General features: G+C 62.5%; 12 protein-coding genes and 2 pseudogenes. 7 read left to right on the forward strand and 7 right to left on the reverse strand.

Annotated features, from left to right (window positions below; all coding sequences use genetic code 11):
• The 3 genes and pseudogenes from BLU17_RS33750 to mqo form a co-directional block, all read right to left on the reverse strand.
• A pseudogene (locus tag BLU17_RS33750) lies at positions 1–87 on the reverse strand (succinate dehydrogenase, cytochrome b556 subunit); the annotation flags it as partial.
• A 111-nt stretch (positions 88–198) separates the two neighbouring features.
• On the reverse strand, positions 199–501 hold the full coding sequence (locus BLU17_RS11770) for a DUF3579 domain-containing protein (protein ID WP_091997067.1): 303 nt from the start codon (positions 499–501) through the stop codon (positions 199–201).
• Between the two features lie 98 nt (positions 502–599).
• Positions 600–2171: pseudogene (gene mqo, locus BLU17_RS11775) on the reverse strand (malate dehydrogenase (quinone)); the annotation flags it as partial.
• A 553-nt stretch (positions 2172–2724) separates the two neighbouring features.
• Between mqo and BLU17_RS11780 the strand changes: the two are divergent.
• Both BLU17_RS11780 and BLU17_RS11785 read left to right on the forward strand, forming a co-directional pair.
• The gene (locus tag BLU17_RS11780) at positions 2725–2949 is read left to right on the forward strand and encodes a hypothetical protein (protein WP_091996912.1); all 225 of its coding nucleotides are present in this window, start codon (positions 2725–2727) and stop codon (positions 2947–2949) included.
• 539 nt (positions 2950–3488) lie between these two features.
• Positions 3489–4277 carry an MlaA family lipoprotein gene (locus BLU17_RS11785; protein WP_091996913.1) on the forward strand — a complete coding sequence of 263 codons (789 nt, stop codon included), beginning with the start codon at positions 3489–3491 and terminating at the stop codon, positions 4275–4277.
• A gap of 6 nt (positions 4278–4283) precedes the next feature.
• Here BLU17_RS11785 and BLU17_RS34725 read toward each other — a convergent pair whose 3' ends face one another.
• Positions 4284–4796 (reverse strand): four-helix bundle copper-binding protein, encoded by a 513-nt coding sequence (locus tag BLU17_RS34725; RefSeq protein ID WP_483874359.1) that lies wholly within the window; start codon positions 4794–4796, stop codon positions 4284–4286.
• On the opposite strand from BLU17_RS34725, the gene BLU17_RS32335 reads away from it, so the two are divergent.
• On the forward strand, positions 4719–5069 hold the full coding sequence (locus tag BLU17_RS32335; protein WP_143189234.1) for a ShlB/FhaC/HecB family hemolysin secretion/activation protein: 351 nt from the start codon (positions 4719–4721) through the stop codon (positions 5067–5069). The two genes, BLU17_RS34725 and BLU17_RS32335, sit on opposite strands and share 78 nt — an antisense overlap.
• Positions 5070–5157: 88 nt before the next feature.
• Here the strand turns inward: BLU17_RS32335 and BLU17_RS11800 are convergent, their stop codons facing one another.
• On the reverse strand, positions 5158–6741 hold the full coding sequence (locus tag BLU17_RS11800; RefSeq protein ID WP_091996915.1) for an isocitrate lyase: 1584 nt from the start codon (positions 6739–6741) through the stop codon (positions 5158–5160).
• A 646-nt stretch (positions 6742–7387) separates the two neighbouring features.
• Positions 7388–7744 (reverse strand): SpoIIAA family protein, encoded by a 357-nt coding sequence (locus tag BLU17_RS11805; RefSeq protein WP_091996916.1) that lies wholly within the window; start codon positions 7742–7744, stop codon positions 7388–7390.
• 784 nt (positions 7745–8528) lie between these two features.
• On the opposite strand from BLU17_RS11805, the gene groES reads away from it, so the two are divergent.
• Positions 8529–8819, forward strand: coding sequence for a co-chaperone GroES (gene groES, locus BLU17_RS11810; protein ID WP_091996917.1), 291 nt, complete (start codon positions 8529–8531; stop codon positions 8817–8819).
• Between the two features lie 43 nt (positions 8820–8862).
• The gene (gene groL / locus BLU17_RS11815) at positions 8863–10503 is read left to right on the forward strand and encodes a chaperonin GroEL (RefSeq protein WP_091996918.1); all 1641 of its coding nucleotides are present in this window, start codon (positions 8863–8865) and stop codon (positions 10501–10503) included.
• A gap of 131 nt (positions 10504–10634) precedes the next feature.
• Here the strand turns inward: groL and BLU17_RS11820 are convergent, their stop codons facing one another.
• Entirely contained in the window at positions 10635–11480 is an 846-nt protein-coding gene (locus tag BLU17_RS11820; RefSeq protein WP_091996919.1) for a hydroxymethylpyrimidine/phosphomethylpyrimidine kinase, read from the reverse strand.
• Between the two features lie 283 nt (positions 11481–11763).
• Here BLU17_RS11820 and BLU17_RS11825 point away from each other — a divergent pair, with 283 nt between their 5' ends.
• Both BLU17_RS11825 and BLU17_RS11830 read left to right on the forward strand, forming a co-directional pair.
• On the forward strand, positions 11764–11934 hold the full coding sequence (locus BLU17_RS11825; protein ID WP_091996920.1) for a rubredoxin: 171 nt from the start codon (positions 11764–11766) through the stop codon (positions 11932–11934).
• Positions 11935–12169: 235 nt separating this feature from the next.
• Complete coding sequence (locus BLU17_RS11830) at positions 12170–13672, forward strand: hypothetical protein (protein ID WP_091996921.1); 1503 nt, start codon at positions 12170–12172, stop codon at positions 13670–13672.
• Positions 13673–13718 lie beyond the last annotated feature (46 nt).

The raw sequence follows: 13718 nt of genomic DNA on the forward strand, positions 1-13718 counted from the left end.
GGCCAGAGGCAGGCGGTATGCGAACAATATCTGCCCAAGCCCGATGTTCCGGTATTCCGGCCTCGGTTTTTTTGCGGCTTCTGCCATGCTAGACCTCTCGCAGCATTAAAGCGACTTCAACGTTGAAAACACCAGAATTGCAGCGAATCCTGATAGGCGGAGTTTCTTTTGGACCAATCGGTGTGATATCGCCTGCGCTTATTCCCCGCCTTTCACCACGAGATCGTTGTCTTTGGCGAAATTCAGCACGAAATCGAAAGCGTAGGGCGCGACGTCGCGTAGCCGGGAGTCGAGCACGACGCACTTCAGGTTGTCGATGACCATGGGGCAGACGTAGGGCGAGTAGCCGAGATGCAGGTTTTCCCTTCTGACACCCTGCGCCGACGGCCCAAAGCTCGACATCGCGCCGGCCAGGCGTTCCGACCAGTCGCTGGGCCGAAACGTCTTTCCATTGTGGGTCACGCCTTGAATCACGTAGGTAGTGTGATTCGCGCTTTTCATCTGCAGATCTGTCATGGTCAAGGTGATCCAGGCCTCGATCAGGCGCGCGAATGGAGTGCCATCGCCATGCCGGGGGCGTCCTGTCCCGATGGATGCCACTTTGGCGGTGCGCTCAACTGCAGGATTTCGCTGGTAGCGCTTAGCGACTCGTAAGCCTTGCGCGGGTCCGATGCGAGTTGCGTGCCGTATCCAGGCACGATCTTGCGGATCGTCGCTTGCCACGCGGGCGTGCGAAGCTGGTCCTTGAAGGCCATTTCCAGCAGGTTGAGCATGATCGGCGCCGCCGTGGAAGCGCCGGGCGATGCGCCCAGCAACCCGGCGATGCTGCCGTCCTTCGCGCAGACGATTTCGGTACCGAGTTTGAGGACTCCGCCCTTGAGCTTGTCGCGCTTGATGATCTGAACGCGTTGACCTGCCTGCCACAGCCGCCAGTCTTCCTGGCGCGCGCGCGGCAGATATTCCTGCAGCGCATGCAGGCGATCGGCGTCCGATAGCATCAACTGACCGGCCAGATATTTGATCAGCGAGAACTCGGACAGCCCCACGCGCGCCATCGGCACGATGTTGTTCATCCTCGTGCTCGCAAGCAGATCGCTATACGACCCGTTCTTGAGAAACTTCGTCGAGAACGTCGCAAACGGTCCGAATAGCAGCGCTTTCTTTCCGTCGAGAATGCGCGTGTCCAGGTGCGGAACCGACATGGGCGGCGAGCCGACCGACGCCTTGCCATAGACCTTGGCAAAGTGGCGGCACGTAATGGCGCTGCTCTCGGTCACGAGGAACGAGCCGCCGACCGGAAACCCGCCGTACTCTTTCGCCTCGGGAATGCCCGACGCCTGCAGCAAGGGCAGCGAACCGCCACCGGCGCCGACGAACACGAACCGCGCATCGATGCGCCGGCTGTGGCCGTGGCGTCGCGTATCGCCTACCGTCACGCGCCACGAGCCGTTCTCGTTGCGCGCGATCTGCTGCACATCGCTATTCAGAAGGAGGTTGAAGTTGGACTGGCTGTCGAGATAGCGCACGAATTGATGCGTGATTTCGCCGAAATTCACGTCGGTGCCCATCGACGACCACGTCGCGGCGACCTTCTGGCGCGCGTCGCGACCCTCCATCATGAGGGGAACCCACTCGGCGATTTGCTTGTGCGACTCCGAATACTGCATGCTCTGGAAGAGCGAGTTGTTTCGCAGCGCTTCGTGGCGCGCTTTCAGGAAGCGGACGTTCTCGTCGCCCCAGACGAAGCTCATATGCGGCGTCGTATTGATGAACGATTTCGGCTGCTTCAATATTCCGCGGCTCACGCCCCACGCCCAGAATTGCCGCGAAATCTGAAAATCTTCGTTGATGCGTACGGCTTTGGAGATATCGATCTTGCCCGACGAGCTCTGCGGGGTGTAGTTGAGTTCGGCCAACGCGGTATGCCCGGTGCCCGCGTTGTTCCAGCCGTTCGAGCTTTCCGCGGCGACTTCATCGAGCCGCTCGACCATCGCCATCGACCATCCGGGTTCGAGTTCATGGAGCAGAACGCCAAGCGTCGCGCTCATGATGCCGCCCCCTATGAAGAGGACGTCGACCTTTTCGAAGTCGTTTCCGGATTCGCCGCGAGAGTGGAAGACATTCCCCCGCTCCGATAGTGCGTCTCGTTTTGCATTTTCCTGGATCGTCATTCGCCGCCGCTTACCCGCAAGATGGTTTTTCAATTGCCACACCGTCGTATTTATTCGCTGAAGCGTCACGTTGCCGGATTTCGTTGAGCCGATATTTCGCGGATCGGGGAACGACGGGCAAAACGACGTATTCAGCGAAAATCGCAGAAAATGGTGTGTGGAACCGATAGCCGGTTACTCTGTCAAGCCAGGTGCGAATGCTACGGCTTCGTCTCTGCTACATATAGCCGCAGTGTGGAAACGGACTTTTACCAGTTATCTGCAAATATGCGGCGCCCCCTTCGAAAGGCGCGTTTCGGCGAGATTCGCCCGCTTTCGGCGGCTCGGGCCCGCACCAGTCTTCGATAAACAGGGCTGTCGGCGGACGATTGCTCCCGCAGTCCGCGAATTTCTCCCTCGATCCGCCTGCGAAAAGGAACCACAGGATTCAAGTGCTTCGCCAGCGGGGCGCGTGGAATGGATACTTGCTTCGGCGGCGCTTAATCGGTAAGGAACAACGAACTATAGTTTGTGGTGTCGCGGCATTGTGACGCCGCGAGTAAGGAGATGAGTCGTGAAAGTATTGCACTGCCTCGTGATTGCCATGTCGCTTTGCGCAGCTAGCGCCTATGCACAGGGAAATCATGCCCACCCGTCGGCGGCAGACGAAAATGCCGTGACGAATCAGAATGCGCCGGAAAATCAGGGATTTGGCCGGGTCCAGCATGACAAGCCGGCCGACAAGAAGGATGAATGCGTTGGCCCGGTCTCGTTCTGCAATATCTATTTCGGAAGCTGATCGGCGCAGCACGTCGGCCCGGCACATCGGCGGCGCCGTGCTTCCGGACAGCGGGCTTTCGCCGGTTCGGAAAAGCAAGTCGGGCGACCTGGGTGCACACCGTGTCTGGGCACGCGTGGTGGCGATGCTCGAACAGATATCGTCCGCCGGGCGACGCGCCGGCACAAGACGACAGTCGGGAGTTGAGGAAGAGCAAGGCGCCAGCGCGTGATGGCGGCGCAGTGGATTCCGCAAGACGCTTGTCGATTGTGTTTCCGGGCGTGCAGATTCTGATCTGCCGACGCGATGCCGCTCTTGGGCGTTACGCGGATCAATCCTCGATGAAGAGCGTTGTGCGAATTGCGGGGACGTCGTGTCGGCCGTCGTGGTAGACGGCGCCGTGGCCGGTATCTGCTGGTGCCGACGTCCGACGTTTCCTTGTGCCGCTTTACGTTCGGCTGAATCGCGAGCCGGGCATCATCGGAATTTCCATAAAAAATGAAGGAAAGGGCTTGGGTGTTTGTCTCGCCGGCCTGAATCCCTGTGAGTAATCGAAGTATATGAAGTCGAAGTCCACGACGCGGCTGGCCGCGCGAGCGCTGAGTCTCGTAGCGGTGATCGCGTTGAGCGCCTGTGCCGCCGGAAATGATCGCAATGCGAATGATCCGCTTGAGCCAATGAATCGCGCGATCTTTTCGTTTAACGAAGGGCTTGACCGCACGGTGGCGAAGCCCGTTGCAACGGCTTACGTCGAAGTAATGCCGAAACCGTTGCAAACGGCGGTCGGTAATGTGTTTTCGAATCTTGGCGACATCGGCAATTTCGCCAATGAACTACTGCAGTTGAAAATCACGGCGGCCACGGAAGATCTGGTGCGTGTTGCATTCAACTCGGTATTCGGACTTGGCGGTTTGCTGGACTGGGCGACGGCCGCTGGCCTGCCAAAGCATCACGACGACTTCGGGCTGACGCTCGGTCATTACGGCGTGCCTTCCGGGCCTTACCTCGTTTTGCCGCTCTTTGGCCCGAGTTCCGCGCGCGATGCAGGCGGACTAATCGTGTCGAGCGCCATGAGCCCGACGACGTTTTTCCCGCTTGCTGCAAGCACGCCGCTCTTCGGAGTCAACGTCGTGAGCACGCGTTCGCGCATGCTCGGCGCAACCGATCTGCTGGAACTGGCCGCGCTGGACAAATACAGTTTCGTACGGGATGGCTATCTGCAGAGTCGCGCCAATGCGCTCGACGACGGCAAGGCATTGCCGGACTACGTCGACCCGTCGCGAGCCGACACCGCAGCGGTGGCGCAAGATGCCAGCGAGGCGCAGGCGCAGCCGCAAACGGCGAAATAGCTGAGATCATTCCCGTCGAACGCTTCGCGCTAGCCCGTTAGCGTCGCGACCCGGCGTTGTTATTGCGTGCGGCGCGCCGATGCATGTGCGAGCACGGTCTTCTTGTTGCGTCATAGTCTGACGTTCCTTCGCGCAGATTCGACAGACTTGCGCGCATTGCTTGCCGTGCTCATGCCGATGCTTTTCGCACTCGGCGCAGGCATCGCAGATCGACGCGCACAACGCACAAGCTTCTTTTGTGCGGCCGCTGGAGCGAGCCACAACCGCGGAAGGCCAGGCGGCAAATGTCGGTGCTGCCCATGTCCGACTTGATGCATTCGGCCGTTTCGGCAACGTCGCTTTGCCAAGGCATGCTGTTGCGCGACGCGGGCAAAACTTGTGACTGCACCGCGTTTTTGGGCGGCAGTGGCGCGACGGTCTGCTGGCCGTCGCGGCGAGCAGGTGGAGCGCGAGCTGGACATACGGCCACGTGAGCTTCAGCAAGACGCGGCGCAAGCAGCGGATGCGCTCGCGCGACACTCAGGGCGGCTTCTCAAAGTCAACCTGAGCGCGGCGCGGCTGCAGGAGTTCGGCGGCGACAACCAGCGGTTGGTCCCGGTCGCAGGGCAGGTCGCGTCGGGTAACCTCGATACCTCGCAGCAACTGATCGTAGGCGGCCCGACCTCGGTGCGCGCTTACGACATCAACGCGGTTTCGGGCGACAGCGGTGCGCTCTTCACGCTGGCGTTCCGTCATACGATTGGCTTGTTTTCCGCATCGACGACAAGTACGACGTTCTGTACAACCACGTAGTCGCTGTCCCTCGAACTATCTCGCCGGATAAAAAAAAACGCCAACCCGTATGGGTTGGCGTTTTACTGGCGTACTACCGGAACCAGAATTAGAACTGGTTCATCGTGTTGTCCTTACCCGCCGCCTTCAGCGCCGCTTCGCCGCTGAAATACTCCTTGTGGTCGTCGCCGATGTCCGAACCGGACATGTTCTGGTGCTTGACGCAGGCGATGCCCTCGCGGATTTCCTTGCGCTGCACGCCGGCCACATAACCGAGCATCCCCTGTTCGCCGAAGTATTCCTTGGCCAGGTTGTCGGTCGACAGCGCAGCCGTGTGGTAGGTCGGCAGCGTGATCAGGTGGTGGAAAATGCCGGCTTCGCGCGCCGCGTCGGCCTGGAAGGTGCGGATCTTTTCGTCGGCGGCGATCGCCAGTTCGGTCTGGTCGTATTCCGCGCTCATCAGCTGGCTGCGGTCGTATGCCGACACGTCCTTGCCCGCGGCCTTCATCGCGTCATACGCCTGTTGGCGGAAATTCAGCGTCCAGTTGAACGACGGGCTGTTGTTGTACACCAGCTTGGCGTTCGGGATGACCTTGCGAATCTCGTTGACCATGCCGCCGATCTGGCCGATGTGCGGCTTTTCGGTTTCGATCCACAGCAGGTCGGCGCCGTTTTGCAGCGAGGTGATGCAGTCCAGCACGCAGCGCGCTTCGCCCGTGCCGCTGCGGAACTGGAACAGGTTGCTCGGCAGGCGCTTCGGACGCAGCAGCTTGCCGTCGCGCTTGATGACGACGTCACCGTTGCCCAGCGCGTCGGCCGACAGCTCTTCGCAATCGAGGAACGAATTGTATTGGTCGCCCAGGTCGCCCGGCACGTTGGTCACGGCGATCTGCTTGGTCAGGCCGGCACCCAGCGAGTCGGTACGGGCCACGATGATGCCGTCGTCCACGCCCAGTTCGAGGAACGCATAGCGGACGGCGCGGATCTTGGCGAGGAAGTCCTCGTGCGGCACCGTGACCTTGCCGTCCTGGTGGCCGCACTGCTTCTCGTCGGACACCTGGTTTTCGATCTGGATACAGCACGCACCCGCTTCGATGAACTGCTTGGCCAGCAGGTAGGTGGCTTCGGCGTTGCCGAAACCCGCGTCGATGTCGGCGATGATGGGCACGACGTGGGTGACGTGGTTGTCGATCTTTTGCTGGATGGCGGCCTTGGCGGCGGGGTCGACGGCTGCGTCCAGTTCGCGGAACAGGCCGCCCAGTTCACGGGCGTCGGCCTGGCGCAGGAAGGTGTACAGCTCGCGGATCAACGAGCTGACGGCGGTCTTTTCGTGCATCGACTGGTCCGGCAGCGGGCCGAACTCGGAGCGCAGCGCGGCGACCATCCAGCCGGACAGGTACAGGTAGCGGCGTTCGGTGCTGTTGAAGTGCTTCTTGATGGAAATCATCTTCTGCTGGCCGATGAAGCCGTGCCAGCAACCGAGCGATTGCGTGTACTTCGACGGGTCGGCATCGTAGGCGGCCATGTCGGCGCGCATGATGGCGGCGGTGTAACGGGCGATGTCGAGGCCCGTCTTGAACTTGTTCTGGGCACGCATGCGTGCGGCATATTCGGGATTGATGGCATTCCATGCGCTGCCGTGCTTTTCCTTCAAACCGGCAACTGCCTTGATGTCGTCCTGATATTGGGCCATGTGAATCTCCTAAGAGCAAAGCGCGTTTGGGTAAATGGTTCACCGTGTCGCCCCGTATGCCGAAGCGAACTGCATGACTAGATAGTAGCGCCGTTTGGTTCGCTTCAGTGAAGTCTTATATAAGACATAAGACTAAATTTGTCGTTATATTTCAATAGGATAGGTTTTAGTTTTTGCAATGCAAAACACGTTTTCAAGCCGCGAAAAGATGAGGCTGCAGAAATTCCCGGTGAGTTCCGTAATGTGAAACGTGCTTTCGGTGGCTGGAAGCAGCACAAATGCGGATGGCTCGGGCAACGACAATTGCGGGACGATTCGGTAGATATCCGTTTCGGCGGACCCACGTTCCAGCGAGCGACAAACGCGCATGCGGACGCCGCCTGGCTGACCAGGCGGTCGACATCGCTCTTCATTTCATTCGTTTGAAAAACATCTTCCTGAATCGGGGACGGTGCAGGCGAGGTATCGGCTACGCGCTGCCTGCATCCGCTGAACTGCGGTAGATGTGGCGTCATTTCAGCCATTAACGCAATGAAGCGGGCTCCACGTTCAAAGGGCCGCTATTGGGGATCACCTGGATCGCCAGGTTGGCTCCAGGAACTGAGACTGACCGGCCTCTGGCAGAGGCGGCCGGCTGGAGACGACGTCAGGCGTTGATCCAGGCTCGCGCCTGTTCCAGCTCGTTGACGTGGAATGCCTTGATTTCAGCCTTCGTAAAGAACCGCGCCAAATGCATCGAGGCGCGAATCCAGCCCGCGTCGGCTACCACAGCGGCGCGCGTAACCTTGCGGGCGACGGAGACACCGAGCGTCATATCGGTCCACAGCGCCTTTGGCTCGATGCCGGTGAAATGCTCAATGCGTTCGAGCACACGGGTCTTACCATTCAGTTCAAGATCGCTGCGCATGCGCTCGATGGCTTCGCGCAGTTCCTGGTCGGTGATTTTGCCTTCGACGGAAATTTCGATGACCGACGAGTCGGGGACGGTGTGATAGTGGATCATGGCAGGACCTCTGAACTGGAGAGAACTGCACGCTCAGGCACGGATGAGCCTGGCGTTCGGCGGTTTTCTCATGGTATTCCTTTCCGCGCGCCCGGTAAGTTACGAGTACCGCGTTTCGTTCTGGCGCCTGTTGGCGCTCGTGCATCGCGAACGCCACTCTCGCTTTCATAGGGAGGCGCGGGGGCGTTCGATCCCACACGTCGGACGTTGCTTCGCGGCTGACTAGCGCCACGCGCGACTCGCCCGAACGATTCGGAATGGTCCCGACAACGAGGCCGCTCTGACCTTGCCGACCGCCCGCAATCGCGCCTGGCCGCGATTTGCGCGCCGTAAACAAACCAGCCCGAACTCTAAAATGAGGCGCACGTCGCGCCTCTGGCCCTGGAAATGAGCAGCGTGATCTTCCATAAAGGTTGGGGATTTCCCTCAGGAAGCGTCGCGATGCATCGGCGCACAGGCCTGGAGTTCACGAAATGTCGCAGCTTGCAGTTCCGTTCAATGGCTTGCAAGGACGGCGCCTCTATGGACCTATTGCCTTGATTTCATTGTAAAAATACGCGACTCGATAGTGCCTCCCGGCAAGCCGTAGTTCCAGCCCGACTGAATAAAATTCCAGGCTGAATGAATCTCGACATGCCTGATCGCCCCCTTCTTGAATTTGTCATTCCTCGTCCATATAATTAGCACTCACTGCACGAGAGTGCTAACAACATCTCTGGCTGGCGGTTGTCGGCAGCCAGGTTTTCTTGAGTCTCTTCAAGTCCCAATCAAGAGAGGAACATCCATGAACCTTCGTCCTTTGCATGATCGCGTGATCGTCAAGCGCCTGGATCAGGAAACCAAGACCGCATCGGGTATCGTGATCCCGGACGCAGCGGCAGAAAAGCCGGATCAAGGTGAAGTCCTGGCCATCGGCCCGGGCAAGCGCGATGACAAGGGCGCCCTGATCGCGCTCGACGTGAAGGTCGGCGATCGCGTCCTGTTCGGCAAGTACGCTGGCCAGACCGTCAAGGTAGACGGCCAGGAACTGCTCGTGATGCGCGAAGAAGACATCATGGCCGTGGTGAACAAGTAAGTTCGATCCACCGCTTACATTCAAGAATTCAAGGAGTTAGAAGATGGCAGCTAAAGACGTCGTGTTCGGCGATTCCGCCCGTTCCAAGATGGTTGAAGGCGTGAACATTCTCGCCAACGCAGTGAAGGTCACGCTGGGTCCGAAGGGCCGCAACGTCGTCCTCGAGCGCTCGTTCGGCGGCCCGACGGTCACCAAGGACGGTGTCTCGGTCGCGAAGGAAATCGAGCTGAAGGACAAGCTCCAGAACATGGGCGCGCAAATGGTCAAGGAAGTCGCTTCCAAGACCAGCGACAACGCCGGCGACGGCACGACGACGGCTACGGTGCTGGCCCAGTCGATCGTCCGCGAAGGCATGAAGTACGTCGCATCGGGCATGAACCCGATGGACCTGAAGCGCGGCATCGACAAGGCCGTCGCCGCAGCGATCGAAGAACTGCGCAAGATCAGCAAGCCCTGCACGACCAACAAGGAAATCGCACAAGTCGGCTCGATCTCGGCGAACAGCGATTCGTCGATCGGCGACCGCATCGCCGAAGCGATGGACAAGGTCGGCAAGGAAGGCGTCATCACCGTCGAAGACGGCAAGTCGCTGCAAGACGAACTCGAAGTCGTCGAAGGTATGCAGTTCGACCGCGGCTACCTCTCGCCGTACTTCATCAACAACCCGGACAAGCAAGTCGCCGTTCTGGAAAACCCGTTCGTGCTGCTGCACGACAAGAAGGTCTCGAACATTCGCGACCTCCTGCCGGTTCTGGAACAGGTCGCGAAGGCTGGCCGTCCGCTGCTGATCATCGCTGAAGACGTCGAAGGCGAAGCGCTCGCCACGCTCGTCGTCAACAACATCCGCGGCATCCTGAAGACCGTCGCCGTCAAGGCTCCGGGCTTCGGCGACCGTCGCAAGGCCATGCTGGAAGACATCGCGATCCTGACCGGCGGCCAGGTCATCGCGGAAGAAACCGGCCTGACGCTCGAAAAGGCCACGCTGCAAGAGCTGGGTCAAGCCAAGCGCATCGAAGTGGGCAAGGAAAACACGACGATCATCGACGGCGCAGGCGAAGCCGCGAGCATCGAAGCGCGCGTCAAGCAAATCCGCACGCAGATCGAAGAAGCGACGTCGGACTACGACCGTGAAAAGCTGCAGGAACGCGTGGCCAAGCTGGCCGGCGGCGTGGCAGTGATCAAGGTCGGCGCCGCGACCGAAGTCGAAATGAAGGAAAAGAAGGCACGCGTGGAAGACGCGCTGCACGCAACCCGCGCTGCCGTCGAAGAAGGCATCGTCCCGGGCGGCGGCGTCGCGCTGATCCGTGCACGTACGGCGGTTTCGGGCCTGAAGGGCGCCAACGCCGATCAGGACGCCGGCATCAAGATCGTCCTGCGCGCCATGGAAGAGCCGCTGCGCCAGATCGTCACGAACGGCGGCGAAGAAGCGTCGGTGGTCGTGGCGGCGGTGGCAGCCGGTAACGGCAACTACGGCTACAACGCAGCGACCGGCGAGTACGGCGACCTGGTGGAAGCCGGCGTGGTCGACCCGACGAAGGTCACGCGCACGGCGCTGCAAAACGCAGCTTCGGTGGCCGGCCTGCTGCTGACGACGGACGCAGCCGTCGCCGAAGTGCCGAAGGAAGATGCCCCGATGCCTGGCGGCATGCCCGGCGGCATGGGCGGCATGGGCATGGACATGTAATTTCGGCTTTACGCCGCGATTACATCGAAGTGCAGGGGAACGCGCTGTCAGGCGCGTTCTTCGCCCAAAGAAAAAAACCCGCAGCGATGCGGGTTTTTTTTCGTCTGCGCGGCGTCGGGACAAAAGCCGCCTTATTGCTGCGCCTCGCCCGGCGAGGGCTCGCCTGCGTCCGTGTCGTTGCTGCGCGCCCAGAAGAACCGGTCCGGCAGCCACGCGCCCATGCCCGGCCGGAACGCGTTCTGCACGGCCTGGTACACATACTCCTGTGCTTCGCGCACGGCCTCGGGCGGTTCCTGCCCGTTCGCGAGTAGCGCGGCGATGGCTGCGCCGAGTGTGTCGGTCAGCCCCATCATCGGTTGCGTGGCCCGATCCCACAGATCCTGGCGTAGCTGCCCGTCTTCGCAATAGAGCGTGTTGACCACGCGGTGCGTGCCCGTTTCCATCGCGAGGATGTACTCGCAACCCGTGGCGAGCAGATGCGCGATGGCGGCGTCGACGCTCGGCGCCTCCGCGTCGCCGTCCGGCTGCGCGAGCGCGATCAGCACGGAAGCATCGGCGACGAGCAGCGTGGTCTGCGGCACGAGGAGGTCGGCCATGGCTTCGCGCAATTCGTCGGCGGCGAGCACGTGTTCGTCGTCGAGCGTGAAGTCGGGGGCCAGGATGAGCGGCAGGTCGTCGTAGTCGGCGACCACCTCGGCGATCGCGCTCACGACCTCGGCGCGCGCGCCGGCGCCCACCTTGAAGGCCGCGATCGGCATGTCCTCGAGCAGCATGCGCGCCTGGGTGGCCACGGTTTCGGGATCGAGGCCGGTCACTTCGTCGCAGCCTGCGGAGTCGCGCACGGTGTAGCCGGTCAGCGCGGTCACGCCATGGCAGCCCATGCTGGCGAGCGTGAGCAGGTCGGCTTGCAAACCGCCGCCGCCCGTCGGGTCGGAAAGGCCGAAGGTGAGGACGATGGGAGGGGTGTCGCTGGGCATGAACGTGGCGAGATGGGGTGGACTTCGGGCGCGGCGTGCCGTGCCGTCATATGAGAATGCTTTAATTATGCGGCTTATCTGCGTATCCGGGGGCCGGATGACACTGGCGGGCGCGGTTTTTTGCGCGCCTCGCGGGCGGTTCGTGGCGATGCGTCCCGCTTGCGATCGTGCAGGCCAAAATCTCCTCTTGCTAGGCATGGAAACGGCAACAAGGTACCATCATGGGTCTCGTTTCCCTGAATTTTTCTCCGACTGGTTTCGGACTTTTCGACGCGGCATAAGAATGAAATATAGAAGCTGGATGTGCCTGATCTGCGGCTGGATTTATGACGAAGAAGCCGGTTTGCCAGACGAAGGCATTGCCCCCGGCACGCGCTGGGAGGATGTCCCGATCAACTGGACCTGCCCCGAGTGCGGCGCGCGCAAGGAAGACTTCGAGATGGTCCAGATCTGAGGGCGCGCTCGCGTTGCTTTGCGCCTCTCAGGTTGCCGGCGCGCAGTCTGGCGGCAGATCCCCGAAGTATCGTGGGCATTGATGGCGATGCGGCTTGCACTGGCATCGTATTTGCCTGCGCCGTGAGGCGGCGGGGCGGCCGCGCTGCAACGTTGTGCTCCGCCTGCCGTTGCGCTGGTCGCTGTCGTCGGTATTGTCAGTCTGGTCGGCCCGTACCCGTTTTCGGCGCTGCCCCATGAATCTTCGTTCAACCTCTGTTGCCCGATTCGAGGCGTTGCCCAATCCGCGCGGCGGCCAGGTGCCGTTCGCGCAGGGCGCGCTCGCCCAGGCGCTTGCCGCGCTCGACCAACAGCGCGATGTCGCCCGGCCGCTGCGCCAGGCGGCCCGCACGCTGCGCGACGCCGGCTGGCTCGCGGCCGCGCGATTCGCCGACACGCTGCTTCTCGCTTCGCCGCTGGCGCTTGCCGCGCCGGTCGCCGTGGCGCCGCCGCCGGGCTTGCCAGCGCGTCCGCTTCAAGCACCCGAGGAGCCGGAGGGCGCCGAAATCCGCGCCTTGTTCCGCGAGGCGCTGGAAGACCTCGCCGCCGCGCTCGAGCGCCGCAATCTGCGCGAGCAGGCGTGCTCGCCCGCGCTTTTTGCGCGTCAGCACGCGCTCGTGGCCGCGCTCGCGGAGCATGTGCCGGGCGTCACGCTCGCCTACGAGGACGTGGCGTTGCAGGGCCGGCCGCTTGCGCCCGCAACGCTGCAGCCGCAGCCGGCGCAGCGCTTCGGCCAGGTGCGCGCGCGCTACGAGGCGGCGCTTTTGCATGCGCTGAAGTCGCGCGCCGGCAGCGGTAGCCGCGCGGCCAACGCGCTCTCGCTTGCGGCATTCGACGAAATGGACGCCTGCATGGCCGAACTCGCGGGTCCCGATCCCTACGACTTCTGGCGTCTTGCGGCGGCGTGCGGACGCACGCTGCGGCGCGGCGTGCCGTCGTGGGGCGACGAGGGCGTGCGGCGTCTCTACGCGCGCTGCAATCTGCTGATCGGCGAACACGCGCGCGGACTGCGCTTCGCGCCGCAAACGCTCGTGCGTATGACGCTGGCCTTGCTGTGGCGCGACTACGCGCTCTTCGGCGCCGCCGCGGAAGACACCGCCGACGTCGAACTGCTGCACGACTACGGCTTGACGGTCGACTGGCACGTTGCCGGTACGCAGGCCTCCGAGGCGCTCTGGGAAGCCGGCAGCGCGCAGGCCGGCGCGCTCGCGGCGCGCGTCGCGCCCGTGCGCGAACTGGGGGCGCTCGTCGTGAACGGCAACGCGTATGAGGATTTCCTGCAGACCGCCGACGCGTCGATGATCGCGCTCGGCACGCATTCGCGCACGCTGACCCTGCGCGGCGAGGGCGCGGTGCCCGAACCGGCCGACGCGCTGGTCGCTGCCGAGGCGGCGTACCGGATCGGGGCCGCCGCCTGGGCGCTGGGCCTCGGCCACGTCGGCCAGCTTGCGGACGCGCTGGGTCTCGCCTGGCGTCGCACCGCGCACGCGGCGTCGCCTGGCACGCCTGCTTCGCGGGGCGTGCCGTGTGTGATGCCTGTCGCGCCGCCTGGCGCCGAAGCGATCGAGCACGCGAGCGAAGCGTTGCGCGCCATGTTGCACAAGGTCGCGGCGGGTGTCGCGCAGCCCGATGCGACGCCCGCCGTGCGCGCGCTCGGTGCGGCGATCGTCGGCGGCGCGGCGCCGGGCGTTGCGCACTGAGCCGCGGGATTCGCGCCGCCAGCCATGCCGCGCGGGCGCCGGGCAC

The sequence above is a fragment of the Paraburkholderia lycopersici genome, assembly GCF_900096975.1.
Taxonomy (GTDB): Bacteria; Pseudomonadota; Gammaproteobacteria; order Burkholderiales; family Burkholderiaceae; genus Paraburkholderia; species Paraburkholderia lycopersici.

Bases quoted from the DNA above. Each gene is read 5' to 3' on its own strand.
- BLU17_RS11805 (WP_091996916.1), bottom strand. From the start codon at position 7,744: ATGATCCACTATCACACCGTCCCCGACTCGTCGGTCATCGAAATTTCC.
- BLU17_RS11785 (WP_091996913.1), top strand. From the start codon at position 3,489: ATGAAGTCGAAGTCCACGACGCGGCTGGCCGCGCGAGCGCTGAGTCTC.
- BLU17_RS11770 (WP_091997067.1), bottom strand. From the start codon at position 501: ATGAAAAGCGCGAATCACACTACCTACGTGATTCAAGGCGTGACCCAC.
- BLU17_RS11830 (WP_091996921.1), top strand. From the start codon at position 12,170: ATGAATCTTCGTTCAACCTCTGTTGCCCGATTCGAGGCGTTGCCCAAT.
- BLU17_RS11800 (WP_091996915.1), bottom strand. From the start codon at position 6,741: ATGGCCCAATATCAGGACGACATCAAGGCAGTTGCCGGTTTGAAGGAA.
- BLU17_RS11825 (WP_091996920.1), top strand. From the start codon at position 11,764: ATGAAATATAGAAGCTGGATGTGCCTGATCTGCGGCTGGATTTATGAC.
- groL (WP_091996918.1), top strand. From the start codon at position 8,863: ATGGCAGCTAAAGACGTCGTGTTCGGCGATTCCGCCCGTTCCAAGATG.
- BLU17_RS11820 (WP_091996919.1), bottom strand. From the start codon at position 11,480: ATGCCCAGCGACACCCCTCCCATCGTCCTCACCTTCGGCCTTTCCGAC.
- groES (WP_091996917.1), top strand. From the start codon at position 8,529: ATGAACCTTCGTCCTTTGCATGATCGCGTGATCGTCAAGCGCCTGGAT.